Below are 24,750 nucleotides of genomic sequence, written 5' to 3'. Positions count from 1 at the left end.
GTGCTATCTTGTTATGAGGTTTGGCTCACAGCCGAAGCGGGATGGAATTGCGATGCCTGCCTTGCGGGTAGCAATAATCTGGTGACGATGATGGCGTCCTCGTCGTCGAATTCGTGGTCAATATTAAAACGTATACTGACTATGCCCCATTCTTCACGTTTCACGATGACCATCGTAATTTCAGCATTCTGCTTCTCGTATTCAGCTGTCGCATAGCATTCCGCCCTGCGGACCATTCCTTCGCCGGTAGAAGAATTGAAACTTCTGTTCGGGCAGGAGACTTCCCCGATAAGGCCCCGGAACTCGCCCAGATGCTTTGCGACATATGCCTTCATCTTGACGCTTTCCTGACCCCCAAAAGCGCTCTTTGCATCAGGCGCAGCCCGCCGAACGAGTTCTTCGATATCGTAGCCGGGCAGGATTTCGAGAAGAGAAGTTTCCGCGTATTCGGCGGCGCCTCGTGTGGTCTTTGCCAAGACGAGCATCATTCCTGCAAAAAAGACGATGAGAAACAGGAAGAGCCCTCCCAGGCCCATCAGGCATCCCCGCATGTCACACCCCACTTGTTTTGCTCGAATTATGTCGGCGTGGGGGTGGCTTGTCCATGAATGCTGGCGACACGCGCCGATCACGGCTATTCACCGCCCATGACTCTTACTCCTCAGGACCGCCTTATCACCGCGCTTGATCTGCCTTCTGTTGAGGAGGCCGCGCGTGTCGTTACCGCCATCGGGGAGGAGGGGCAGTTCTATAAGATCGGCTATCAGCTCTTCCCAATTGGCGGCTATGATTTCGCCCGGCAGCTTGGGGAGGCGGGAAAGAAGATCTTCCTCGATCTCAAACTCTTTGACATTGGTGCGACGGTCGAGCGCGGGGTGAAAAGCCTCAGCGCGATTGGCGGCGACATCCTGACCGTTCATGCGGATACGGATGTCATCAAGGGCGCGCTTAACGGCCGGGCGAGCGAGCGGCTCAAGATCTTTGCCGTCACCGTGCTGACGAGCTGGGATCAGTCGCATCTCAATGATCATGGCATTGGCATGGGCGTTCTCGACCTCGTCCTTCTGCGCGCGGAAATGGCGGCAGAGGCGGGCGCCGATGGCGTGATCGCCAGTGCGGCGGAGGCCAAAGAAATCCGTGCCCGTCTGGGTGATGCGCTTGAGATCGTGACCCCTGGCATCCGTCCTGCCGGTGTGGCGGCTGATGATCAGAAGAGGGTGATCACGCCGGGCGATGCCATAAAAGCAGGAGCCGACCGACTGGTCGTCGGCCGGCCCATTGTGAAAGTGGATGATCCCGCTCTAGCGGCAAAAGCGATCCTTACCGAGATTTCTCAATTTCTTTAGTCTTCTCGATCCGCTTTTCGACTTTCATCTTGGCGTTTGCTTTGGCGTTGCAGATGCCCTCGTCACCGGTTTCGAGAACGAGACGCTCGCGCAGGTCATCCATCATGGAGTCAGCCGTCGCTTGAGCTTCGTCCTCTTCCATGTCGGCATCAATTGTCATGTCAGAGGTGGTGATCGAGATCTTGTTCATCTCCGGGTCGGAGAAATTATAGGCGGCCATCTTGATGCTGATGACGCGGGTCGCGTCCTCGCCGTCGGTTTTCTGAATTGAATCCTCACGGCGAACGACACAGCCGGTCGGGCCCTGGAATTCTGAATTCGACAGCGCGCCGTCATCATCGATATCCATGGCCATCACCATGGATTTGGCGGCTTGATAACCTTCGCTGCCTTCGGGCGAGATTTCCTCGGCCGTGACCTTGCCGTCGCCATTCTTGTCGAGGCGGCCAAAGACATCGTCATCGGCCATCGACGGCGTGCCAGCGAAAAGCGCGAATGCACCGAGAGCACCTGCTGTGGCGCCAAAGGTTTTCCGGGGGTTCTTTTTGAAAGTCATGGACAGCTCCTTGAGGCGCGAAGGCGCCTGTTCTTCTTCTGTCTGCTTTGCGTCCTCGATAAAGCCGCTGATGAAGGCGCGAACGACATCCGAAGCGGTCGTCTCCTGATCCTTGCAGATCTCCATGAAGTCGCGTTTCTGGCTGTGGGGCAGCCTGACTTCGAGACTGTCGCTTTTCTTCTCGCGGCGCATTCATCTCTCCGGCAATTCGGGGTCCGCAGGCGGACCTGTCCATCCCGCCATTCTACTCGTTTCAAGCCAACCTGAAACCCGCCGGGACGCAAGCAAATTCCTGTCCGGACGCCCAGCGGGTTATGGTTAGCGGGGGATGAAGCGGCGCGCGCAAATGCTCATCAGCCCTTTCACCCTGTATCAGCCCTTCTTCTTTAAGACCCCGAACGGATCAGACTGAATCCTGTGGGGGGGCTGAAAGAGTATGTCAGTGTTTGTGTTAGTACATGGGGCGTTTCATGGCCGGTGGTGTTTTCGGCGGCTAGTGAGCGCAATCGAGGCGCGGGGGCACCGTGCCATCTCAATTGATCTACCCGGGCATGGTGATGATGAGCGCGATCCAGCGACCGTGACCATGGCTGATTACGTCGAAGCGGTGAGCGACACGATCAAAAGTGTTGAGCACGACAATCCATTTCTTGTTGGCCACTCGATGGCGGGCATGGTGATCTCGCAGGTCGCTGAAGCCCAGGCCAACCGCCTCGCCGGTATGGCCTATATCGCGGCTTATCTGCCGCAGTCAGGCGAAAGCCTGATGGCCATTGAGGCCCGCAATCCGGCGCCTCGCATGGCAACGGCCGTCACACCGGCGCCGGATCTGAGTCACGTTCTGATCAATCAGGAGCTGGCCGCGCCAATTTTCTATAATGACTGTGACGACACCGATATCCGCTTTTGTCAGGACCGCCTCAGCACGCAGCCGGGTGCGCCGTTTCTGACGCCTGTCACTCTGACTGAAGAACAGTTCGGCAGCGTGCCGAAGGGCTATTTCCTGTGTGAGAAGGATCTGACGATCCCGACCGTCCTTCAGGAAGAAATGGTCGCCCGCCGCAATGATGTCGATGTCTATCGTCTGGCGTCCGGGCACTCGCCGTTTCTCTCTCAGGTTGATGCGCTGGCGGACGGTCTGGTCGATTACGCACGTGACGTTCTTGTAAAGTCTGGCCGGGAAGCCGCCTAAGCCCTTCCCAAGCAGGGCATATCCGTTACGTTCCGCCCGACTTCCGGTACGGGTAAGGAGTAGACCCAATGCGTTTGATCTTCGGGCTGGCCGCTGTTGCGGCCTTGGGTGGTGTTGCGTCCGCGCAGACTTTCACAGGAACAGGGTCCGGAGCGCGCGCCTTCGAACAGCTCGATGACAAGCTGCCCACGCCGAATGTCTTTCGGGCCGCAACCGGTGAGCCGGGGCCTGCCTATTGGCAGCAGCAGGCCGACTACGTCATCGACGTCTCCCTTGATGAAGACAGGAAGCGCATTACCGGGTCGGAGACGATCCTCTACACCAACAATTCTCCGCATACGCTCCGCTACCTCTGGGTCCAGCTTGACCAGAACCGGTTTGCCGAGGGCTCCTTGGCCCGGATGTCTGAGACATCTGCGACCAGCGGCTCGCGCCGTTCCGGCGGCAGCAGTTCGGACCGTCTCGCCTATGGCACGCTGGCTCGGCAGAACGCGCTGAAAGATGGCGATCACGGCTTCAAGATCGAAGCCGTTCTTGATCGGCGGGGCCGGGAGCTCGATCACACGATCGTCGATACGCATATGCGGATCGACCTGCCCGAACCACTGCGTTCCGGCGATACGTTCGAACTCGACATCGACTGGACATTCAACATCATCGACGAGAGCGTCGTTGGCGGCCGCGGCGGCTATGAGTGCTTCCCCACAGGTGAAGCGCCGGATAATCAGGACAAGGATTGCATCTACTTCCTTGCGCAGTGGTTCCCGCGCATGACTGCCTTCTCGGACTATGAGGGCTGGCACAATAAGGCTTTCCTCGGCCGGGGTGAGTTCACGCTCGAATTTGGCAATTACGATGTCTCGATCACGGTGCCTGCGGACCATATCGTCGCCTCGACCGGTGAGCTTCAGAACCCCAATGATGTTCTGACGGCAGAACAACGCGACCGTCTCGAAGATGCAAAAGACTCGAGCAATCCGGTCTTCATCGTGACCCCGGAAGAAGCGGCGGAGAACGAAAAAGAGGGTACGGATAATCGCCGCACATGGCGGTTCAAGGCAGACAATGTCCGTGACTTTGCCTGGTCCTCCTCGCGCAAATTCATCTGGGATGCGCAAGGATTTGAGCAGGAATGGGAGAATGCTGAGTATCAGTCAGTGATGGCGATGTCATTCTATCCGAATGAGGCCGAGCCGATCTGGTCGAAATACTCGACAGAGAGTGTCATCCACACGATGGAAGTCTACTCGAAATTCTCTTTCCCATATCCGTATCCGACAGCGATCTCCGTGAATGCGTGGGAGCGCGGCGGGATGGAATACCCGATGATTACATTCAACGGGTACCGGCCGAATACGGAAGATGCGCCCGATGGTGAGATCACCTATTCACGCGGCATCAAATATGGGTTGATCGGCGTTATCATTCACGAGATCGGCCACATCTATTTCCCGATGACGGTGAACTCAGATGAGCGCCAATGGACCTGGATGGATGAGGGGCTTAACACTTTCCTTGAATATGTTGCTGAACTGGAATGGGAAGAAAAATATCCTGCCTTCGGCGGCGAAGTGAATCTTCTCGACTACATTACGGGTTATATGACGAGCACGAACCAGGTGCCGATCATGACCCAGTCGGATTCGATTCTTCAATTCGGTCCGAACGCCTATTCCAAACCTGCAGCTTCACTTGTTGTCTTGCGGGAGACAGTCCTAGGCCGAGAGCTGTTTGATGCGGCGTTCCGGGAGTATTCCCGTCGCTGGGCCTTCAAACGTCCGACCCCGGCAGATTTCTTCCGCTCCATGGAAGAGACCAGCGGCGTCGATCTCGATTGGTTCTTCCGCGGCTGGTACTACACGACGGATCACGTTGACATCGCAATCGCCGATATTCGTGAGTACCGGATTTCAACGCAGGATCCTGATATCGAATCCGAATTCGAGCGTGAGGAGCATTCAGAAGCTTACCCCGAGCCGCTGGCCGTGAAACGCAACAGGGAAGAGGGGATCCGCACCCGTCTTCAGCGTCGTCGCAATCAGCTCTCTGATTTCTATACAGAACAGGACCGGTTCGAGCCGACCAACAAGGATCGCAACGACTATAAGAAATTCCTTGAAGGTCTTGATACGGCCGAACGCGCGATCTTTGACCGGGCGCAGGAAGAAGATCCCTTTGTCTATTTCATGGACTTCCGAAATGTCGGTGGCCTTGTCATGCCGATCCCGCTGCTCATCACCTATGAGGGCGGCGAAGAGGAATTCATGATGATCCCGGCCGAAATCTGGCGCCGTGATGCCGAGGGGGTGACGAAGCTCTTCATCACCGATAAGGCCATCGCGTCGGTTCAGATCGATCCCTATCATGAAATTGCGGATGCGGATAAAAACAACAACAGTTTCCCGCCGAAGATCAGCCGCTCACGTTTCGATCTTTATCGCTCATCGGGCTCCTCGAATAACCAGATGGCAAATGCGCTGGTTGAACTTGATGAGGGCGAAAAAGGTGAAGCAGCTGAAGGGGAGGATGTTCCCCTGACGGATGAGCCGCGAGAAGAGGATCAGCCTGCCGCCACCGAGAATGAAGATGACGGAGACGACGGCGAGGATGAGGCAGAAGAGAATGATGATGAAGACGATGCGTCTGACGACGACCGCTGATCATCGCGGGGAGGCGGGTCTCCGCCTCCTTCTCATCTCCGTTCTGACCCTCCTTCTGGCCGTGCCCGCTTGGGCACACCGTCAGCCGGAGGTGGTTGGCACGCTCCTTCATGACACGGAGAATGGCGCCCCGGTGACCAAAGTCACCTGGCGCTTTCATGCTCATGACGCGATGGGCGTGCTCGAGGCACTGCCCGAGGTGGGCGTCCCCAATCTGGATGATGAATCCCAGCTGATCGAGCTTGCGGGCTATGTCGCCTCATGGGTCGATTATTCAGGCGGCGAGGTTCTGACACTCGGCGCCGAGGTCGAAGGCAATTACGCCTATGTCTACCAGCTCATCCCCGGTCACGTGACAGTGACGAAGGCGGGCATTCTCTCTGATTATGATCCAGCCTGGTCAAACCTCATCAATATCGAGGAGCCGGGCGGCAAGATCCATTCGGTGACCTTCACTGCTGATTACCCCCAAGGTACCGCAGCCGCCCTCGTTCATTAACGCGGCGACAGAAAAGCATGGGCACACAAGCGGAACGTGGTAAGGGGATGTGGGAACACACCTTACGGGGGAAGTGATGAAGCACCTCAAACTGACCGCTCTGCTCGCTAGCCTTTTTACGTTGACCGCTTTGCCTGCGCAGGCTGGGGAAGTTCGGCTCGGGGTTGCCAAGCACGACATTTCCGATCGGGAAAGCGGCTTTGATATCCAGTTCGAATATGTGTTCGGCAGGATGCCTGAATATTCGGGCCGCCGCTGGGGCATTCGCCCTTATCTCGTCGGCGTGACCAACACTGATGGCTATATCGATTTTGGCGGCGCCGGGCTCCAGCCGGAGATCGCCTTCCGCGAAAACTGGTTTGCCGAGTTCCAGCTCGGTGTCGTTGGGCATAATGGCCGGACCGAGCTGCCGCCCGCCAACATGCCGGTCGAGCGCCAGCGTATTCTGGATACGGAGCGCACCTATGGCTGTGACGCGCTATTCCATCTGGCGCCCGCGATCGGCCGCAAGGTCAGCGAGAATATGAGCGTCGCCTTTTATTGGGAGCACCTCAGCCACGGGCAGGTTTTCTGCTCAGGCAAGAATGAGGGTCTCGACAATTTTGGCGTCAGGGTCGGCTATCAGTTCTAGCGGCGAGCCGCTGAAGGCCGGGCCTGATCTTCAGGAACTCTCTATAGATCAGGTTGAGCGCCCCGCGTGTCGGGGCGAAGCGACCGATTGGCCGTAGCCAGATGAAATAAGGAATCCGGCTCCATGCCTCGGTGAAGGCACGCGCGCCACTGACGATTTCGCCTGAGGGCAGTCGGCTGTGAAACCGCGCCATCAGTACCTCCCGTTCAATCGAGCAGGAGGGCGCGGCGTCCGGTTGCGAGACATCCTCGAAATTGATCCGCCCGCGCCGGCCATCGAGTCGCCGGAGCAACCCGATCTCCCGCTGGCAAAGCGGGCAGGCGCCGTCATAAAAGACGGTGAGGGAAGGTGTGCTGGCCATCCTCTGAATATAGGACGGCCTCTGGGGCTTTCGACGGGATTATGTGTCGCAGGTGCGGGTGACTTTTGCGGCATAACAGCCGGGCAGGGCGTAATGGACATGAAGATATTCCGCCCTCGGATTGGCAAAGAGCCGTCCGATGGCTTCTTCGAGTTCCGTGCCCTCCAGCACTTCTGCGCCGGTCAGCATGTCGTCCTTGCCGAATGCCCGGACCGAGAGCAGGCGCCCGCGCATTTGGTCCGGGATCGTGTCCTCTTCTGGTTCGGCTTGGCTGACGCCGGGCCGGACATAAATCGCGTGGCTGGAACGATAGGGCGAGTCCGCTGGCTGGTGCTCATAATGGAGCAGGATGACATCTTCACCGACGGCTGCATCCTCAAGGCTCACGCGGCAGGGGCAGCCGGGAAAGCTGGTGGCTTTGACCCGGCGGGCCCGGTTGGCGGCCAGCTCCTCCTCGGACATGGAAAAATAGCGCGCGAAAGGCGCAGCGGGCAGGGCGTGTATCTGGAATGACATGGCTTCCTCCTTGATGGAGGGGAGACTGTCCGTTCACTTCTCAATCGGCAATCTGGAACATAAGCCCGCGTCCGAATCCCGCGAACGGCGTGGCGTCAGACGCAGTCCGGTGTCTTCGGGCTTGATTTCTCTGGGATGCCCTCTTTGACATCATAGGTGCCGTCTTTTTCCCGCCACTCGTCAAAGCTTAGGCCCTCATCAATCCCGCGGACACAATAGGCGCGCATCTCGGCGGCGGCCTCGTCATTGTCTTTCAGGATATCCGTATAGGGAATGGGCTTCTGGATGCGAATACGAAACGTCTTGCCGGCCTTGTTCAGCAGCTCATGGAACAGCGTCATGTCGCGCAGCTCCTCATTGACGTTCCACAACCAGTAATAAAGCCAGCTATTGCGCGATTTGATGTTGGCGGGGACGACCGGAACCTTATAGCGCTTGGCGAGCGCTGCGACGGTCGTCTGCCAGACACGCTCATGCAGGACCTTGTCCTTGTCCATATAGGCAAGACGCCCGGCGGGGAACAGGATGATCGCCCGTCCGCCCTCAAAGGCGGCGTTCGAGGCTTTCAGCGTCTCGCGGGATTTGGCGCGGGTCTTTTTATCCTCCCGCCACTCCACCGGGATCAGTTTATCCGTCAGCAGAGGATTAAGCCGCAAGGCATCGCCATTGACGAAGACGATGGCGTCGGAGCGCACATCGACAATCGCATCGTGCACGGCGAGCCCGTCAGCAATCCCCGTCGGATGGTTCATCGTCAGGATAAAGGCGCCATCGCGCGGCAGGTGCTCGAGCCCCTCGACATCCAGCGTCATGTTGAGGAGGCCCGAAGCGTAGCCAAAGGCTTCCTTCGCCCGCCAGCGCCCGGCGGTATCGACCATCTTCTTGGCCGCCTTATAGTTCAGCAGCCAGTTGAAGAAATGCCGGTAAAGCGGCCACAGCCGGGATTTCGACAGCTTGACCGCCCGCTCTTTGATCAGTGTATCAACAATGTGCGGGTGCTTGGCATCGCCGGGCGGCACAAAATAGGGGCTGTTCTCCTGCCAGTGCGCAATATCCCGGTCTTCCGGAGTTTGTGCCGGATAAAGCGGCTTGCCGTCAGCAGCCGGATATTGCGGGACCAGGGGTTGGTCAGGCAGGGTCTCAGCCAATCTTATGCGGTCTCTTTTTGTTTTTGTGTCAGCTCATCACAGGCGCGGCGGGCAAGGCTGAGGAGGGTCGTGAACTGTTCCTCAGAGAACGGATCGCCTTCCGCCGTTCCCTGCACCTCGACGATGCCGCCGGAGCCGGTGAAAACGAAATTGGCATCGGCCTGCGCGCTTGAATCCTCATCATAATCGAGGTCGACAACCGGGCTGCCATTATAAAGCCCGCAGGAGATCGCGGCGACCGTGTCGGTGATCGGATCATTCTTGATGATGCCGTTCGACTTGGCCCACTCGACGGCCTGACGCAGCGCGACATAGGCGCCAGTGATCGAAGCCGTCCGTGTGCCGCCATCGGCCTGAATGACATCGCAGTCGATCAGGATCTGGCGCTCGCCAAGGGCCTGCATGTCGACAACGGCGCGCAGGGAGCGGCCGATCAGGCGCTGGATTTCCTGCGTGCGTCCGCCCGGGCCCTTGTCGCGTTCGCGGCGGCCCCGTGTGTGGGTCGCGCGCGGCAGCATGTTGTATTCAGCCGTCACCCAGCCCTTGCCGGAATTGCGCATCCATGGCGGCACGCTTTCATCCCAGCTTGCCGTGCAGAGCACATGGGTGTTGCCGAATTTGACGAGGCAGGAGCCCTCGGCGTAGCGGTTCACGCCGGTCTCGAAACTGACCTCGCGCATTTCGTTGAAGCTGCGGCCGGAAGGGCGCATGGGCATCTCCTCAATTCTTGGTGGGCCCGCATAGACGACCGCGTCGGCGCGGTCGAGGCAGATCACTGCGGGCGTTGGCAAAAATCCGCGCGGCAGCATACATCACATCCTGACATGACTTTGCTCACTGACATCGACACCCGCTCCCGGGCGATTTTCAAATCCCTGGTCGAGACCTATCTCGAAACCGGCCAGCCGGTCGGCTCGCGCACGCTGTCGCGCGCAACGGGTCTCGATCTTTCTGCGGCGACGATCCGCAATGTGATGTCGGACCTTGCCGCGATCGGCCTTCTGGATTCCCCGCACGCTTCTGCCGGGCGGATGCCGACCGAAGAGGGGCTCAGGCTCTTCGTCGACGGGCTGATGGAGGTTGGCGCCCCAACGCCCGAGGAACGCGCCGCGCTCGAAGAAGAGGCGGGCAGCGAGGGCCATGCGCAAGGGTTGCTTGATCGCGCGGCCAGCCAGCTTTCGGGCCTGACCCAGACGGCAAGCCTCGTCCTGACCTCAAAATATGACCGGCCCCTGCGGCAGGTCAGCTTCGTGCCGCTTGATAAGGCCCGCGCCCTCATGGTGCTGGTCGATGATGCGGGCGATGTCGAAAACCGGCTGATCTCTGTGCCCGAAGGCCTGCCGGCGACTTCGCTCATTCAGGCGGCGAATTTCCTCAACGCCCAGATGTCGGGCCGGACCCTGACCGAGGCCTCCGCATCGGTCCTTCGCGAGATCGACGAGAAGCGCGGGCAGCTTGATGAGCTGACGACGGATCTTGTCCGGCAGGGGATTGCCGATCTTGCCAAACGACCGGGCGGTGGCCCTCAACTGATCGTGAAGGGGCAGTCGAAACTGCTCGCCGCGGCGGGCGATGACCTTGAGCGCGTCCAGCGGCTCTTTGATGAGCTTGAACGCCAGCAGGGGATCGTCGATCTCCTCAACGCCGCAAAAGAAGGCGAGGGCGTGCGGATCTTCATCGGCTCGGAGAACCCGCTTTTCTCCTTGTCGGGCAGCTCGGTTGTCACCGCGCCCTACCGCGACAAGGACCGGAACATCATCGGTGTCATCGGCGTTGTAGGGCCGACGAGGCTGAACTATGCGCGGGTCATCCCGCTGGTCGATTACACGGCGGATGTCGTCAGCCGGCTGGTTCGATAGCCGTCTCCTCTGCGACCCATTTGGCGTAGCCCTCACCCGCCGCATCGACATCGATCACCAGCAACTCTGGCACCTGATAGGGGTGCAGCTCTTTGAGCCCCTGAAGCAGCGCGTCTTTGCGCGCACCCGACGTCTTGATGTCGAGCCGGATCTCGTTCCCCGACTGGACCTCGCCGGCCCAGCGATAAACGCTGGTGATCCCGCTCATTTGCACACAGGCCGCAAGGCGCCGCTCAATCAGCGCTTTTGCGAGTTTTTCGGCATCGGCCGTCGAGGCAACTGTCGTCTGGACAATCAGGACGGGGGCGTTCATCAGGCTTCGTTCCTTGAATAGGCGGGCCCCTTTACGTACATGCCCTGCCTCCCGATCAGAACAACGGAAAACACGTGACATGAGTGACACCGACGGCAAGCCCGAGGATCCTGTGATGGATGAGGAAAGCCTCATGGACCATGAGCCTGAGGATATCCCCGATCACCTCCGCGATGAGGCTCTGGACGGTCATCAGATCAAGAAACTGGCCGAAGAGCGCATCGCCGAAATGCAGGGCGAGATTGATGGTCTGAAAGACCAGCTGCTGCGCGTGGCCGCAGAGCTCGACAATACCCGCCGACGCGCGGATCGCGAGAAAGCCGATGCCTCAAAATACGGCATCACTTCTTTTGCGCGCGATCTTCTGTCGGTTGCCGACAATTTCCAGCGCGCGCTCGACCATACGCCTGAAGACCCCACGACTATGGATGCCGAGGCTCTTAACGGGTTCGTTGGCGGCATCCGCATGACGGAGAAGGAACTCCTGACCGTCTTTGAACGGAATGGCGTTGTGCGCATCCATCCGGCGGGTGAGCCTTTCGATCCCAATGTGCATCAGGCAATAGCACAGGTGCCGGGCGGCGGCGCGGCAAAGGACATCGTTGTCGATGTCGTGGCGCCGGGCTTTCTCATCGGCGACCGGGTGATCCGCCCGGCCATGGTGACGGTTTCGACCGGCGCCGAGGCCACTGCATCATCCTAAACGTGGCTTTAAGGCTTTCGGGTGGAATGTCCGCCCGATGGCTCACCGTTCCTTCCTTCTTGGCCTGATGGCAACGACCGCGCTTTGCGCGGGCGGAGCGCTTGCGGCTGACAAGATCAAAACGACGGGAGAGGGCGCGCTCGTCATCGCCTCGCGGCTAGTGGATGAGGGGAAGCTGGGAGAGGCGGAGGCGATCCTTCGCACGCTGTCTGCAGCGAACCCGGACGATTTCGATATGCGGCCCGTCGATGCGCTGGCCGCCAAGATCGCCTATAAAAGGGGGGACAAGGAGGAAGCTTTGCGCATCCTTGAGGCGATGGTCGCCTACGACCCTGCCGACTGGCGCCGCCAGAATGATCTGATCCAGCTCCTGATCCAGGAAAAGCGCGATCGCGAGGCCCGCCGCCATATCCGCGCGATGTTGAAACAGAACCCGCCTGATGTTGTCGCGACGCAGGCCAAATCGGACATGCGGATGCTTGAGGAGCGGCGCGTCGTCCATGTCGATTTCCGGGCCGCCGCCGCGCCCACGACGAATGTGAATTCTGCGACCAGCGACGAGACCTTCAACCTTTTCGGCTTCCTGCCCGCCCAGCTTGATGATGAGGCCCGCCAGCAGTCAGGGCTTGGTGTCACTTATGCGCTCTCTGGGGCGGTAACGCCCAAGATCGGCGAGGGGGTGCGCGGGCATTTCGCGGTACGCGGAGAAGTCGCCGATTACGGCAATATTGAATTCGATCAGGCAACCCTTGCGGCGGAACTCGGTGTGCGGCTGGGCAGCGAGAACGGTGTGACAGGCGTCATCGCGGCGACTGCCGACCGGCGCTATTTTGCCGGTGATCCTTATGCGGCAAGTGTCGGTGGGCGTCTTGCCCTTCAGCGGGCGATGAACAAGCGCGTGCTTCTCGCGGGGGAAGTGGCCGCCAGACATGTGACCTATGACGAGCAGCCTGACCGCGATGGCCCTGTCTTTCTGGCAGGAACGCAGGTGACGGTGGCGGCGGCCAAGCGGCTGCGGTTGTCAGGCGGTGTTGCGGCGATCCGGGAGGCGGCAAAGGCTGAAAGCCTTGCGAATACTCAATTTGCGGTCAATCTCGGCGCGCTGGTCGCGCTGCCCTACCGGATCAATCTGGGGATCCGCCCCGAGGTGACCTTCCGGCGTTTTGACAAAGCAACGCAGTTCTATGGCGGAGAGCGGCGCGAGGACGTCACCTATGATCTGACGACCAGCCTGTCGATCCGCGATTTTGCGGTGCGCGGCTTCGCGCCGTCTTTAAGTTATCGCTATACGGATAATGAATCGACGATCAGCCTCTTTGACTATGACCGACATGCTGTTGATGTCGGTCTCGCCAAATCGTTCTGATACCCCTTAATTGTCGGTCGGCTGCGCGACGGTGAAGGCGCCTGCAGCGTAAGAGGCGCCATTGCCAAAGCGGAACGTGCCGCCCGCCTCATTGGCGACAGGGCCAAAGAAAGCGCCCTGGAAGTCCCCTGAGGAATCGCCATTCGGCTCGATCAGATTGCCCGAGAAGATCGTATCGTTGATCGTGCCCGTGCCGTTGAGATCCTTATAGGGAAGGAAAGTCGTGCCGCCCTCATTGTTCCCGCCTTCACGGATCAGGGTCGCGATCGAGAAATCAAGCAGCCCGGTTGAGAAGTTGACATCCATATTGGCAGAACCCGTCAGGGAGCGGACGGAGTTGTTGGTCAGGACCGCGCCCGAGACCTTGCCTTCATAAAGCGCCGTGCCGGTCGCCGGCATCTCGCCCAGTGGCGTGCGGTGACCGTAGACGAAAAAGCCGTAGGTCTGCTCGCCCGTATCGGCAAATTCCGAGAACTCGCCAATTGCGACCGTCTCGGTTTCGCCATTGGTGCCCGTCTGATTCGTTGCGGTGTAATAGCCGTAGCCGCCCGCGAAATTATAGCCGTAATGGAACTGGTCCGGATTATCGATCAGCTGGTTCGCCGCCGTCGTGATCGCATCATAATAATCCTGGTCCGCATCAACATCGGACTCAGCCAGTGCGGTCAGGGCGTTGGCAATGGCGGCCACGGAGGAGTTGCCGTTGATCCCGGCTAGCGGATAGGCATCCTGGAAATTATAAGGCGTGCCATTCGAGTAGAAGCTGAGCGTCGGGTTCGACCCCCACAGCTTTGCGGTCCGCGAATTCTCGAGGCCCGCAATTTCGGATGGATCGTCGATCAGAATGTCGAAGACCGAGCGCGAGAAGGCGCCCGTGTCGGTGTTGATGTCGAAGACGAATTCGCCAGTCGCCGCGGTAAAGGTCAGCGTGTTGCCTTCGCTGAAGCCTTCCATGTCGGCGGAATTCGCAACAAGGCCGAGGACAGCATTGCCGCTTGGGCCGGTCGAGCCATTTGCGTCAGGGGCGACCTGAAAGGTTGAGACCTGAAGCTCGAAAGTTTCATTGATCGCGCGGCCCCGTCCCGGGGAGCCATAAGACATGTCAGAGAGCAGGAGGTTCCGCTGTGGCCCGGTCTGCCCGGTGCTCCCGTCAACGACAGGGGTCGGGGTTTCGGTGAAATCACCCCCGCCCGTGCTCGAGCACGCAGCGACAAGGGCGAGAGCGGCGCTCGCGGTCAGAAAACGGCCAGCCATCGGCGTCAATCCTCTCAAGGACACACTAAAAATCGAGGGATTACCTAGCTCAGCAAAGTGAACGGGCGCTTAAGCCTGATGGCAGACCTTGAATTGAGTTTCATCAAAAGAGGGGCGTTGAAGCCGCGATCAGCTCTGCTTATATGCCCTCCCGGTGAGGGTAAGCCCTGCCATTTTCTGAAGAGACTGTACCGTCAGGGGTGTCTCGTGGCTTGGCCCGAAGATAAAGCACACTGGCAACGCTGTCTGCTTGCAATGGAGAAAAATGACCTATGGCCAAAGTGATTGGCATTGACCTCGGAACGACCAACTCATGCGTCGCGGTGATGGAAGGCAAGGAAGCCAAAGTCATCGAAAATGCGGAAGGTAACCGCACCACCCCGTCCGTCGTGGCGTTCAACGATGCGGGCGAACGCCTCATCGGTCAGCCCGCCGTCCGTCAGGCGGTGACGAACCCGAATAATACGTTCTACGCGATCAAGCGCCTCATCGGCCGCAATTTTGAAGACCCCACGGTCAAAAAAGACCAGGGCATGGTCCCTTATTCCATCGTCAAAGGCGACAATGGCGATGCTTGGGTCGAAGCGCGCGGTGAGAAATACGCGCCCTCCCAGATTTCCGCCTTCGTACTGACCAAGATGAAGGAAACCGCCGAGGCCTATCTCGGTGAGACCGTCACGCAGGCCGTGATCACGGTCCCTGCCTACTTTAACGACGCCCAGCGTCAGGCGACCAAAGACGCCGGCAAGATTGCGGGCCTCGAAGTCCTGCGGATCATCAACGAGCCGACAGCCGCTGCGCTCGCCTATGGCCTCGACAAGCAGGAAGGCAAAACCATCGCCGTTTATGACCTTGGCGGCGGTACCTTCGATATCTCGGTTCTCGAAATCGGCGACGGCGTTTTCGAGGTGAAGGCCACCAATGGTGACACCTTCCTCGGCGGTGAAGATTTCGACCTGCGCATCGTTGATTACCTCGCGGACGAGTTCAAGAAAGAGCAGGGCATTGATCTGCGCTCTGACAAACTCGCGCTGCAGCGTCTTCGCGAAGAGGCTGAGAAGGCCAAGAAAGAGCTCTCCTCTGCCAGCCAGTATGAAGTGAACCTGCCTTACATCACGGCGGACAGCTCGGGCCCGAAACACCTCAACCTGAAACTGACCCGCGCGAAATTCGAAAGCCTCGTCGAGGATCTCGTCAAGCGCACGGTCGAGCCCTGCAAGGCCGCGCTCAAAGATGCCGGCCTCACGCCGAACGATATCGACGAAGTCGTGCTCGTTGGCGGCATGACCCGGATGCCGAAAATCCAGGAAACGGTGAAAAGCTTCTTCGGCAAGGAGCCGCATAAAGGGGTGAACCCGGACGAAGTCGTCGCGAAAGGCGCGGCGATCCAAGCCGGTGTCCTTCAGGGTGACGTCAAAGACGTTCTTCTCCTCGATGTGACCCCGCTGTCGCTCGGTATTGAAACGCTCGGCGGTGTCTTCACCCGCCTGATCGACCGGAACACGACGATCCCGACCAAGAAATCTCAGGTCTTCTCGACCGCTGAGGACAATCAGTCGGCCGTGACCATCCGTGTTGCGCAAGGCGAGCGTGAGATGGCCGCGGACAACAAGAATCTCGGCCAGTTCGATCTCGTCGGCATCCCACCGGCCCCGCGCGGCGTACCGCAGATCGAGGTGACCTTCGACATTGACGCCAACGGCATCGTCAACGTGTCCGCCAAAGACAAAGCGACGGGCAAGGAGCAATCGATCCGGATTCAGGCCTCTGGCGGTCTGTCGGATGACGATATCGAACAGATGGTCAAGGACGCCGAAGCGAATGCCGAGGCGGACAAGGAACGCCGCGAAAAGGTCGAAGCCCGGAACCAGGCCGAAGGCCTCGTCCACTCGACCGAAAATTCGCTCAAAGAGCATGGCGACAAGATCGGCGACGACGACAAGAAAGCGATCGAGGCGGCCATCGCCGACACCCGCTCGCTGCTTGAAAGTGAAGATGCGACCGCAGAGCAGATCAACGAGAAGGTTCAGGCGCTCGCCACCGCCTCGATGAAGCTCGGCGAAGCCATCTACGGTCAGGGCGAAGCCGCCGATGCGGCGGAACAGGCCGCCGCCGCTGATGCGGCTGCCGATGCAGCGCAGGATGCTGAAATCGTCGATGCCGACTTCGAAGAAGTCGACGGCGACGAGAAGAAGTAAGCGTACGGAATCTACTTGATTGAGGCCCCCATTAGGGGGCCTCTTTCATTTTCGGTCAGCGCAGGCGTGCTGAATTTCGAAAAGAGATAGAATATGATGCTCATCCTCAAAGTTATTTGCTCTGCGATGATGGGCCTGGCGTCTCTCGGTACCTGGCGGCAGCGCCCGAGCTCAGAGCCAGCTTATTCAGGTTGCAGTTGTTCTGGTGGTTGTGGGACTACAATGACGATTCCAGACATGATCAGACCCCGCCCACCGCGTCTGACCCGCGGGCAAAAAATCTGAGCATAATTCCTCTTAACGCTTCTGACGTATCAGAGGTCCTCTGATCATTGAGGGCGAGGTACATGGCTGACGCGCGCGGCCCCATGCAGCAACTCTTCCCCGAACGGCGGATCGTGAAGTTCCACCGGCGGCAGGACCGCCTGCTGTTCTTCTCCATGGTCGATGAGCTGGTGACCGAAGACATGACCGTCCTCGATTACGGCGCGGGCCGGAACCGCTTTGCCGAATACGGACCACATCTGAACCGCATCTCGACCTATAAGGGGCGCTGCGCCCGGATCATCGGCGTCGATGTCGATGAGGCCGTCATGACCAATGACGCGATGGACGAGACCCATCTCATCGGCGCCGACGGCACCATTCCGCTGCCCGACAATTCCGTCGACCTCATCTATTCCTATGCCGTCTTCGAGCATATCGCGGACCCCGATCGGGTCTCGGCGGAGCTTTCTCGTGTCCTCAAACCCAGCGGCTGGCTCTGTGCGTGGACGCCGAACAAATGGGGCTATGGCGCGATCGGCGCACGGCTCATCCCCAATGACCGGCACGCCAAGATGTTGGAGGGTCAGCCCGGCCAGCGCGGCGAGGCGGATGTCTTCCCCACCGCCTTTCGCCTCAACACAAGATTCGCGATCCGGCGCTATTTCCCAGGCGAGGCGTTTGAGGACCACAGTTTTTACTACAACGCCCAGCCCGCCTATAATTTTGGCTCGGCGTTCCTCGCGCGGGTATGGCTTGGATATATGGCGGTGACCCCGTCTTTCCTTTCGCAATGCCTGTATATTTTCCTGAAGAAACGCTAAGCGGCCCGTTCCGCCTCCCCGGCGCGCCTGAATTCTGTTCGGGGGCGGGGTTCAACAGGGGCGAATGACTTCATATGTGAGGGGTTAGCTTTGGCCCTTCCGGGCAAACCAGATCCCGTGGGCGGGCGCCCACCTGAGTGAATAGATGAGGCAGTGCGACACGAAAGATGGCGCAGGATTATTATCAGCTTCTGGGTGTTGAGCGGAGTGCCGATGGCGCCGCGATCAAATCCGCCTTCCGCAAGCTTGCGATGAAATACCACCCGGACCGCAATCCGGGCGACGCAGAAGCGGAAATGAAATTCAAGGAAATCGGCGAGGCCTATGAGGTCCTGTCCGATGAGCAGAAACGCGCGGCTTATGACCGCTTCGGCCATGCCGCCTTCCAGAACGGCCATGGCGGGGCAGGCCCCGGCGGCGCGGGCTTCGGCAGTGGTTTCTCCGCGGGCGCTTTCTCGGATGTCTTTGAAGATATCTTCGGCGAGTTCATGGGTGGCCGGGGCGGTGGCGGACGGGGCCGTCAGGCATCGGGCCGCGGCGCGGATCTCAAATACGAAGTCGAGATCTCGCTGGGCGAGGCCTATAATGGCATCCACAAGGAAATCACCGTCCCCTCATCCGAGACCTGCGATAGCTGCGAAGGATCCGGCGCAGAACCGGGGACGACGCCCAAGACCTGCGCGACCTGTAACGGCGCGGGCCGGGTGCGGATGCAGCAGGGCTTTTTCGCGGTCGAGCGGACCTGCCCGAACTGCCACGGCGCGGGCGAGGTGATCTCCGACCCTTGTAAGAGCTGTAACGGACAGGGGCGGGTGCGCTCCGACCGGACACTGGCGGTCGATATCCCGGCAGGGGTTGAGGACGGCACGCGGATCCGCCTGACCGGTCAGGGCGAAGCGGGTGTGCGCGGCGCGCCCTATGGCGATCTCTACCTCTTTGTACGGATTTCCGATCACGAGCTTTTCGAGCGGGACGGGCCGGATCTTTACTGCGATGTCCATGTGCCGATGGCAAAAGCCGCGCTTGGCGGGGAGATTGAAACCCCGACCATTGATGGCGGCCGGGTCAAGATCAAGATCCCCGAAGGCGCCCAGACGGGCCGTAAATTCCGCTTGCGGAATATGGGCATGACCCAGCTTCGCCGGAAACAGCGCGGCGACATGTTTGTCGAGCTGCGGGTCGAGACACCGACCAACCTCACCCCTCGCCAGAAAGAACTGCTGCAGGAATTCTGCGCCGAAGGCGGCGGCAAGGATTGTCCGCAATCAAACAGCTTTTTTGATCGCGCCAAGGATTTCTGGGACAATATCCGTGACACCGGAGCCGGACAGGGATGATCCGGCTGCTTGTCGCCGGCGCCACGGGGCAGACAGGTGGCGCTTCGCTTGAGGCGGCGCGCAGTGATGACCGATTCGATCTTGTCGGCGGGATCTCTTCTTCGAAAAAGGAAGTTGCGGGCTGTCTGATGTCCCGCACGGTTGCTGATGCACCGGATGCGGATGTCCTCATTGATTTCACCCTGCCGGGGGCCAGCGTTGCCCTGATCCGTGATGCGGCCAAGCGCGGCATGGCGGTCGTCACCGGCACGACCGGCCTGTCGGACGAGCAGGAAGATGAGATCCGGGAAGCTGGCGCGCTTATCCCGATCGTCCGTTCGGGGAATTTCTCGCTAGGGGTCAACATGCTCCTCGCGCTGGTCGAGGAAGCAGCGGCCAAGCTCGATGGCTATGACATCGAAATCACCGAGACCCATCACCGGCGAAAAGTTGACGCGCCGTCCGGCACGGCCCTCATGCTGGGAGAGGCGGCGGCGCGCGGTGCAGGGGTCACCCTCTCCGAACGCGGCGTCTTTGACCGGCACGGCCAGACTGGCCCGCGTAAGGAAGGCGAGATCGGCTTCTCGGTCCAGCGCGGCGGCGGCATCAAGGGTGATCACACGGTCAGCTTCTTTGGTGAAAATGATGTCATCTCTCTCAGCCACCGGGCGCTCGACCGGCGGCTATTTGCTGAAGGTGCCTTGCGTGCGGCCCTTTGGGTGAATGGCAAGGCACCGGGCATTTACACCATGCGCGATGTCTTGGGGCTCGACTGACGCGCCTCAAAAAGGCAGTCTTCCGTCCGGGCAGGTAGGGGGAGAACTCCGCATGAAGCGTCGCGTCTTGGTATCCGCTCTGGCGGGTCTTTCGGCTGTCGCTTGCGTGAGTGACCCGGCGGTTTCGACCGGCACCAGCAGCAGCATCGAAATCATCAACGCGCCCAATCTTGATGCCATGGATATGGCCGCAGGCATTGCGGCGGGGCATTTCAGTGCCGCAGACCAGGTCGCTTTCTCTCTTGGGCAGATCGAGACCCTCGACCGGTCGGGCCCGACGCTCCAGTCAGTTCTCTCGATCAATCCCGAGGCCATGGCGCAAGCAAAAGCGCTTGATGAGGAGGCGCGGAATGGTGCCCTTCGCGGCCCGCTCCATGGTGTGCCGGTTCTCGTCAAAGACAATATCGAAACGCGGGAGCTGCCTACGACGGCGGGCTCGCTTGCGCTGCTTGAGAACAGGACTGGCCGGGATGCGCCGATCATCGCGCGGTTGCGCGCGTCAGGCGCGATCATCCTTGGCAAGACCAATCTGTCCGAATGGGCAAATTTCCGCTCGACCAATTCGATGAGCGGCTGGTCCGGCGTTGGCGGGCAGACAAAGAACCCGCACAGCCTTGACCGTTCCCCTTGCGGATCATCTTCGGGCTCGGCGGTCGCGGTTGCTGCAGGGCTCGTCCCGCTGGCGATTGGCACAGAGACCAATGGTTCGATCATGTGCCCTTCGGCGATGAACGGGATTGTCGGGATCAAGCCGACGGTCGGGCTTCTCTCCCGGACGCATATCGTGCCGATTTCCCCGACACAGGATACGGCAGGCCCCATGGCGCGCGATGTGAAAAGCGCGGCGCTCATGCTGGCGGTCATGGCAGGCGAGGACCCTGCTGATCCCGCAACAGCCAAGGCAGATGATCATGTGACGGATTATCTCGCAGAGCTCGATGGTGACCTTTCGGGTTTACGCATCGGTGTGTTGCGTTTTGCCGTAGGTGAGAATGAAGAGATCGGCGCGGTCTTTGCAGACGGCCTTGCCGATCTCGAAGCTGCCGGGGCCACCCTTGTTGATATCGACGCTTTCGAGTCGGGCGAGGCCTTCTCGCAATCCTTCTATATTCTGCAGGCGGAGTTCAAGACTGCGCTTAATTCCTATCTTGCCGATGCGGCCCCTGCCGTCACCGTGCGCTCGCTCGATGACCTCATTGCCTATAACGAGGTAAACGCCGCGCGAGAGCTGGCTCTTTTCGGACAGGAAATTCTTCTCATGTCGCAAGAGACGGGCGGCATGGAAGAAGCGCGTTACAAGGGCGCTTATGCCGCTTTGCGTAAAGCCTCGCGGGATGAGGGCATCCATCACCTGCTCAAGGAGTATGATGTCGATGTGCTGGTTGCGCCCTCACGCCCGCCCGCTTTCCTGATCGATGCGGTCTATGGCGATGAATATCCAGGCGGCACCGGCGCGGATTATATCGCGGCGATTGCGGGCACGCCCAACATGACAGTGCCGATGGGAACCGTGCGCGGCTTGCCGGTCGGCATGAGTTTCATGGCGCGCGCCTGGGACGAGGCGACAATGATCCGCGCTGCCTATGGATTCGAACAGCAATCCCGTGCCATTGTTTCGCCCGGTTTCGCGGCAAACTCTTTTGTGCTGGAGGAGACCGCTGGGGCCATGCGGCCCTATGCAGCGCCCGGGGAAGGAGGCGAGTGATGGAAAGACACGCAGGGTTTTATGCGCTTTTCACGGTCGCAGCGGTGATTGCACTCGTGGTTGCGCGATCCTTCGATGAGCATGGAAAATTCACGGTCGGCAGCTCCTATCGTGCCGATGCGCCCGCCGTCATCATTTCTGAAGATGGCCGCGAGGAATTGTTCATCCGCTCCGGCGCGGGCGGCTCTTTCATTGCCGAAGCCATTATCGATGGCGCAGATGTGACGGTGCTGGTGGATACCGGCGCCAGTTTCCTGACATTGCGCGAAAGCGATGCGAAGCGCGCCGGGATCTTACTGTCTCCGGATGATTTCAACAGCCGGTTCTCGACCGCCAATGGCTATGTCATGGCCGCGCGCGCGGAAGCGGAGATCGTCGATTTCGGCCCCGGCCGGATCGAAAAGGTCACCGTCTTTGTCCTGCCTGATGACAGGCTGGAGGTCAGCCTGCTCGGGATGAACGTGTTGCGGCGTTTCGGGCGCGTGTCCTTTGACAGTGAAGGGCTGACGATCGCCGTCAATTAAGGCCGCATCAGGCGCGGCAGCTCGCCGGTGTCGGCGCCTGCCTGACGCATGAAGAGCACTCTTGCTGGATCGAAATGCTGGACAAGGCCGAGCCCTGCCCCACGTGCCCAGCGGACCGGCGCGATATCATTCGAGAACAGACGGGTCATCGCATCGGTGCCGAAGGAGAGCGCTGCTGAATCAAAGCGCCGCCAACGGACATAATTGGCGAGCACATCGGGCGCGCCGACATCAAGGCCGTGCGAACGGGCCTCATGAAGGACATCGGCCATGACGGCGATATCCTTGATGCCGAGATTAAAGCCCTGCCCCGCAATCGGGTGAATGCCGTGATAGGCGTCACCGGCAAGGACGATCCGCCCCTCGACCGGATTGTTCACATAAACAAAAGTCAGCGGGAAGACGGCAGGCTTGGAAGATAATTCAAGCTGCCCCAGATGGTCGCCAACACGGGCGCGGACTTCCGCAATCAGCTCGTCCTCAGGCAGCCGCGCATAATGATCTGCTCCCGGATTTTTCTCGGTCCAGACAATCGAGACTTCATTGCCCTGAAGAGGCAGGATCGCGAAAGGGCCTTGCGGATAGAAAATCTCCTGCGCCACACCGTGATGCGGCTTTTCGGTTTTCAAATTGAAGGCCAGCGCCTTCTGGTCATAGCCCCATTTGCGGGTACGGAAGCCTTGGGTTTCGCGCAGGCGCGACTGCTTGCCGTCACAGGCGATCAGGAACGCAGCCTCAATCGTCCGTCCCCCGCCTAGCGGCAGGGTAACATTGCCTCGCTTGTTCTCCACCACCTCTATCCGGTCGGTGATGAGATCGACATTCTCATCCTCTTTAAGGCGGGCACGGAAGACTTCCAGCATGTCCGCATTGCGCACGATATGGCCGAGCGGCGTGCCCTCCGGCCCGGCGCTGTGCTCGGGCAGAAGTGAGGATGGGAAATGAAGCCTGCCGCCGGAGAGTCCGCCCTTGCGGAACCGGTCCGCCGGGCGGCCATTGGTCACGAGGATGTCATTGATCGCCGCCGCCCTGTATTCGAGCGCCTCCCACAGGCCGAGGCGCTTGAACAGCCGAACGCTCGCATAGGCGAGGGCCGTGGTGCGCGGATCATCGGCCTGCGCGTCCGCCGGATGCGGGTCGATCAGCGCGACGGAAAAGCCCTGCTGGCTCAAGGCCAGTGCCATCAGCTGGCCAGTCAGCCCGGCCCCGGCAATCGCGACATCGTGACGGTTCTTGTCCATGGGCTAGAGCTAGTCCTTCGCCCTTCAGCCGTCCACTGCCGGCATGCGGCGATGTCGTCGCAGTGTTCAGATGAGGAAAGTCTCGGGATCGAAATACTCAACCAGCGGGATGGGATCCTCCTGCAGCGAGGGCAGGCCATCCTTGCCGTAGAGCCCTGCATCGATGAGCATCTGGGTGATCTCGTCGCTCGCGATTTCTTCACTCAGGGGCGCAGGGGCTGCGCCGGGGCTCTCTGCCGACACGGCTGTCGGCGGGCCATCGCCATAAATGACGTTATTGCCATTGCCGCCATAGATGATGTCACTGCCATCACCGCCGAAAATCGTATCACTACCGCCATTGCCATAGATGGTGTCGTTGCCGGCCAGTCCGTCATAGCGGTCATGCCCGCCGAGCAGCGAGATCATGTCATCCCCCATCGTGCCCATCAGGTTGTCATTGCCTGAGGTCGGGGTGGCCACAGCCCCTTCTGCCTCGTCGGCGCGGGCATCGACCTTGACGTTCTGGCCACTGATCGAAACCGATTTCGTGACAATGCCGCCAAGACTACCGCCAGAGAAGGTGATCTCATAGCTCCCGGCAGGGACTTCGAGTTGATAGCCGCCGGCATCCGCCGTGGTCGTTGTATAGGTGCCATTCGAGCCCGTCAGGGTGACGGTAACGCCGCCCAGCCCTTCGCCGATATCATAAAAGGCATCGCCGTCCTGATCATTGATGACAACGCCTAGAACCTGCGGGTCATAACTGAACCGGTTACCGAAATTCTGGGTCGTGACGAACGGACCGACATCAGTGGAGCTGTTGTTCTCGGCAACGAAACTGATCCCTATTTCCGTATAGTTTGCCGACAGAATATTGATCCGGTGGCCCGGCGGATCCTGAATGCCGTCGCCATTTGACTGGAAATTGCCGCTATTGTCACCGGCGTCAAAGCCCCAGTCGATGACGAAGCCCGCATGGCCGTGCAACGGATCTTTCGCATAGGCATAGATATTTTCGGCCAGATTGCTCCAGCCGGTATAGCCCGCATCGCTGATCCGGTCGCCAAGGCCCGGCTCGACATAATTACCATTCGAATTCTGCACACGGTGGCTCTGCTGATCATATTCGATCATCAGCTCACTGTGGGTCAGAGCCGCCGCAGCAAGATTGGCGTTCCATGCGAGGGGCGCAACGGGCGAGGCATCATCAAGCTGGTCCTCCAGCGCCTCCAGATCGACACCGAAATAATTCAGTGCTGACTGGATGTTTGACTGGACGGCCTGTCCATTCGAATTGATGAGGCGGTCATATTCTCCGGCGGGGTCGAGCCGGTAACGATTGATCAGTTCCAGAACCAGCTGCGCGTAAGCCGAATTCGTCGCCATGAAGGTCTCCTGCACGCCCCCCCCGGGGTGATGGCAGATCCGATTCCGCAATGCTGGCTTTCGGGCTGTCAGATCAGCCGTCAGCGGAAGAATGAAGGAATCGGAAGTCCGGTCATGTGGTGAATGATGC

Annotated in this window: 24 protein-coding genes; 14 read left to right on the top strand and 10 right to left on the bottom strand. The window is 59.7% G+C overall.

The genetic code is table 11. The annotated features are described in order from the left end of the window. Positions 1-11: 11 nt before the first annotated feature. Entirely contained in the window at positions 12-632 is a 621-nt protein-coding gene (locus DX908_RS08995; RefSeq protein ID WP_158548628.1) for a hypothetical protein, read from the bottom strand. 15 nt (positions 633-647) lie between these two features. Between DX908_RS08995 and pyrF the strand changes: the two genes are divergently transcribed. Next, positions 648-1,346 carry an orotidine-5'-phosphate decarboxylase gene (gene pyrF / locus DX908_RS08990; protein ID WP_116393043.1) on the top strand — a complete coding sequence of 233 codons (699 nt, stop codon included), beginning with the start codon at positions 648-650 and terminating at the stop codon, positions 1,344-1,346. Here pyrF and DX908_RS08985 read toward each other — a convergent pair. Further along, on the bottom strand, positions 1,321-2,094 hold the full coding sequence (locus DX908_RS08985; protein WP_116392012.1) for a hypothetical protein: 774 nt from the start codon (positions 2,092-2,094) through the stop codon (positions 1,321-1,323). The two genes, pyrF and DX908_RS08985, sit on opposite strands and share 26 nt — an antisense overlap. Positions 2,095-2,338: 244 nt before the next feature. Between DX908_RS08985 and DX908_RS08980 the strand changes: the two genes are divergently transcribed. From DX908_RS08980 to DX908_RS08965, 4 genes are all read left to right on the top strand, one after another. Further along, entirely contained in the window at positions 2,339-3,094 is a 756-nt protein-coding gene (locus DX908_RS08980; protein WP_116392011.1) for an alpha/beta fold hydrolase, read from the top strand. A gap of 68 nt (positions 3,095-3,162) precedes the next feature. Then, entirely contained in the window at positions 3,163-5,754 is a 2,592-nt protein-coding gene (locus DX908_RS08975) for a M1 family metallopeptidase (RefSeq protein ID WP_158548624.1), read from the top strand. After that, positions 5,717-6,253 carry a hypothetical protein gene (locus DX908_RS08970; protein WP_147303764.1) on the top strand — a complete coding sequence of 179 codons (537 nt, stop codon included), beginning with the start codon at positions 5,717-5,719 and terminating at the stop codon, positions 6,251-6,253. Before DX908_RS08975 ends, DX908_RS08970 begins: the two co-directional genes overlap by 38 nt. 76 nt (positions 6,254-6,329) lie before the next feature. Next, positions 6,330-6,884: an acyloxyacyl hydrolase gene (locus DX908_RS08965; protein ID WP_116392009.1), complete on the top strand. Its 555-nt coding sequence runs from the start codon at positions 6,330-6,332 to the stop codon at positions 6,882-6,884. Here DX908_RS08965 and DX908_RS08960 read toward each other — a convergent pair. The 4 genes from DX908_RS08960 to rph form a co-directional block, all read right to left on the bottom strand. Beyond that, a complete protein-coding gene (locus DX908_RS08960) occupies positions 6,862-7,245 on the bottom strand; it encodes a thiol-disulfide oxidoreductase DCC family protein (RefSeq protein ID WP_116392008.1) in 384 nt (127 codons plus the stop codon). The two genes, DX908_RS08965 and DX908_RS08960, sit on opposite strands and share 23 nt — an antisense overlap. 39 nt (positions 7,246-7,284) lie before the next feature. Next, on the bottom strand, positions 7,285-7,761 hold the full coding sequence (locus DX908_RS08955) for a DUF1203 domain-containing protein (RefSeq protein WP_116392007.1): 477 nt from the start codon (positions 7,759-7,761) through the stop codon (positions 7,285-7,287). Between the two features lie 95 nt (positions 7,762-7,856). After that, a complete protein-coding gene (locus DX908_RS08950) occupies positions 7,857-8,909 on the bottom strand; it encodes a lysophospholipid acyltransferase family protein (RefSeq protein WP_116392006.1) in 1,053 nt (350 codons plus the stop codon). A gap of 2 nt (positions 8,910-8,911) precedes the next feature. After that, positions 8,912-9,619 (bottom strand): ribonuclease PH, encoded by a 708-nt coding sequence (gene rph, locus DX908_RS08945; RefSeq protein WP_116393042.1) that lies wholly within the window; start codon positions 9,617-9,619, stop codon positions 8,912-8,914. 114 nt (positions 9,620-9,733) lie between these two features. Here rph and hrcA point away from each other — a divergent pair, with 114 nt between their 5' ends. Then, a complete protein-coding gene (hrcA, locus tag DX908_RS08940) occupies positions 9,734-10,768 on the top strand; it encodes a heat-inducible transcriptional repressor HrcA (protein ID WP_116392005.1) in 1,035 nt (344 codons plus the stop codon). Here hrcA and cutA read toward each other — a convergent pair. Continuing rightward, a complete protein-coding gene (cutA, locus tag DX908_RS08935) occupies positions 10,749-11,081 on the bottom strand; it encodes a divalent-cation tolerance protein CutA (protein ID WP_116392004.1) in 333 nt (110 codons plus the stop codon). The two genes, hrcA and cutA, sit on opposite strands and share 20 nt — an antisense overlap. Positions 11,082-11,160: 79 nt before the next feature. Between cutA and grpE the strand changes: the two genes are divergently transcribed. Continuing rightward, positions 11,161-11,784 carry a nucleotide exchange factor GrpE gene (gene grpE, locus DX908_RS08930; RefSeq protein ID WP_116392003.1) on the top strand — a complete coding sequence of 208 codons (624 nt, stop codon included), beginning with the start codon at positions 11,161-11,163 and terminating at the stop codon, positions 11,782-11,784. Between the two features lie 37 nt (positions 11,785-11,821). Next, a complete protein-coding gene (locus DX908_RS08925; RefSeq protein WP_116392002.1) occupies positions 11,822-13,150 on the top strand; it encodes a surface lipoprotein assembly modifier in 1,329 nt (442 codons plus the stop codon). A gap of 6 nt (positions 13,151-13,156) precedes the next feature. On the opposite strand, the gene DX908_RS08920 is transcribed toward DX908_RS08925, so the two are convergent. Then, a complete protein-coding gene (locus tag DX908_RS08920) occupies positions 13,157-14,404 on the bottom strand; it encodes a transferrin-binding protein-like solute binding protein (protein ID WP_116392001.1) in 1,248 nt (415 codons plus the stop codon). Positions 14,405-14,676: 272 nt separating this feature from the next. Between DX908_RS08920 and dnaK the strand changes: the two genes are divergently transcribed. The 6 genes from dnaK (at position 14,677) to DX908_RS08890 (ending at position 22,011) form a co-directional block, all read left to right on the top strand. Continuing rightward, complete coding sequence (gene dnaK / locus DX908_RS08915; protein WP_116392000.1) at positions 14,677-16,602, top strand: molecular chaperone DnaK; 1,926 nt, start codon at positions 14,677-14,679, stop codon at positions 16,600-16,602. A 347-nt stretch (positions 16,603-16,949) separates the two neighbouring features. Beyond that, on the top strand, positions 16,950-17,690 hold the full coding sequence (locus DX908_RS08910; protein WP_116391999.1) for a class I SAM-dependent methyltransferase: 741 nt from the start codon (positions 16,950-16,952) through the stop codon (positions 17,688-17,690). Between the two features lie 167 nt (positions 17,691-17,857). Then, complete coding sequence (dnaJ, locus tag DX908_RS08905; RefSeq protein ID WP_116391998.1) at positions 17,858-19,027, top strand: molecular chaperone DnaJ; 1,170 nt, start codon at positions 17,858-17,860, stop codon at positions 19,025-19,027. Then, entirely contained in the window at positions 19,024-19,782 is a 759-nt protein-coding gene (gene dapB, locus DX908_RS08900) for a 4-hydroxy-tetrahydrodipicolinate reductase (RefSeq protein WP_116391997.1), read from the top strand. Before dnaJ ends, dapB begins: the two co-directional genes overlap by 4 nt. A gap of 52 nt (positions 19,783-19,834) precedes the next feature. Beyond that, positions 19,835-21,487 carry an amidase gene (locus DX908_RS08895; protein WP_116391996.1) on the top strand — a complete coding sequence of 551 codons (1,653 nt, stop codon included), beginning with the start codon at positions 19,835-19,837 and terminating at the stop codon, positions 21,485-21,487. Beyond that, positions 21,487-22,011, top strand: a complete 525-nt coding sequence (locus tag DX908_RS08890; RefSeq protein ID WP_116391995.1) for a retropepsin-like aspartic protease family protein — start codon at positions 21,487-21,489, stop codon at positions 22,009-22,011. Before DX908_RS08895 ends, DX908_RS08890 begins: the two co-directional genes overlap by 1 nt. On the opposite strand, the gene DX908_RS08885 is transcribed toward DX908_RS08890, so the two are convergent. Both DX908_RS08885 and DX908_RS08880 read right to left on the bottom strand, forming a co-directional pair. Then, positions 22,008-23,252, bottom strand: a complete 1,245-nt coding sequence (locus DX908_RS08885; RefSeq protein ID WP_116391994.1) for an FAD-dependent monooxygenase — start codon at positions 23,250-23,252, stop codon at positions 22,008-22,010. The genes DX908_RS08890 and DX908_RS08885 overlap by 4 nt on opposite strands. 66 nt (positions 23,253-23,318) lie before the next feature. Beyond that, positions 23,319-24,620, bottom strand: coding sequence for a CAP domain-containing protein (locus DX908_RS08880; RefSeq protein WP_116391993.1), 1,302 nt, complete (start codon positions 24,618-24,620; stop codon positions 23,319-23,321). Between the last annotated feature and the right edge of the window lie 130 nt (positions 24,621-24,750).

This window comes from Parvularcula marina, assembly GCF_003399445.1.
Lineage (GTDB): Bacteria > Pseudomonadota > Alphaproteobacteria > Caulobacterales > Parvularculaceae > Parvularcula > Parvularcula marina.
The sequence above is the reverse complement of the archived record's forward strand: the minus strand, read 5'-3'. Positions and strand labels throughout refer to the sequence as shown.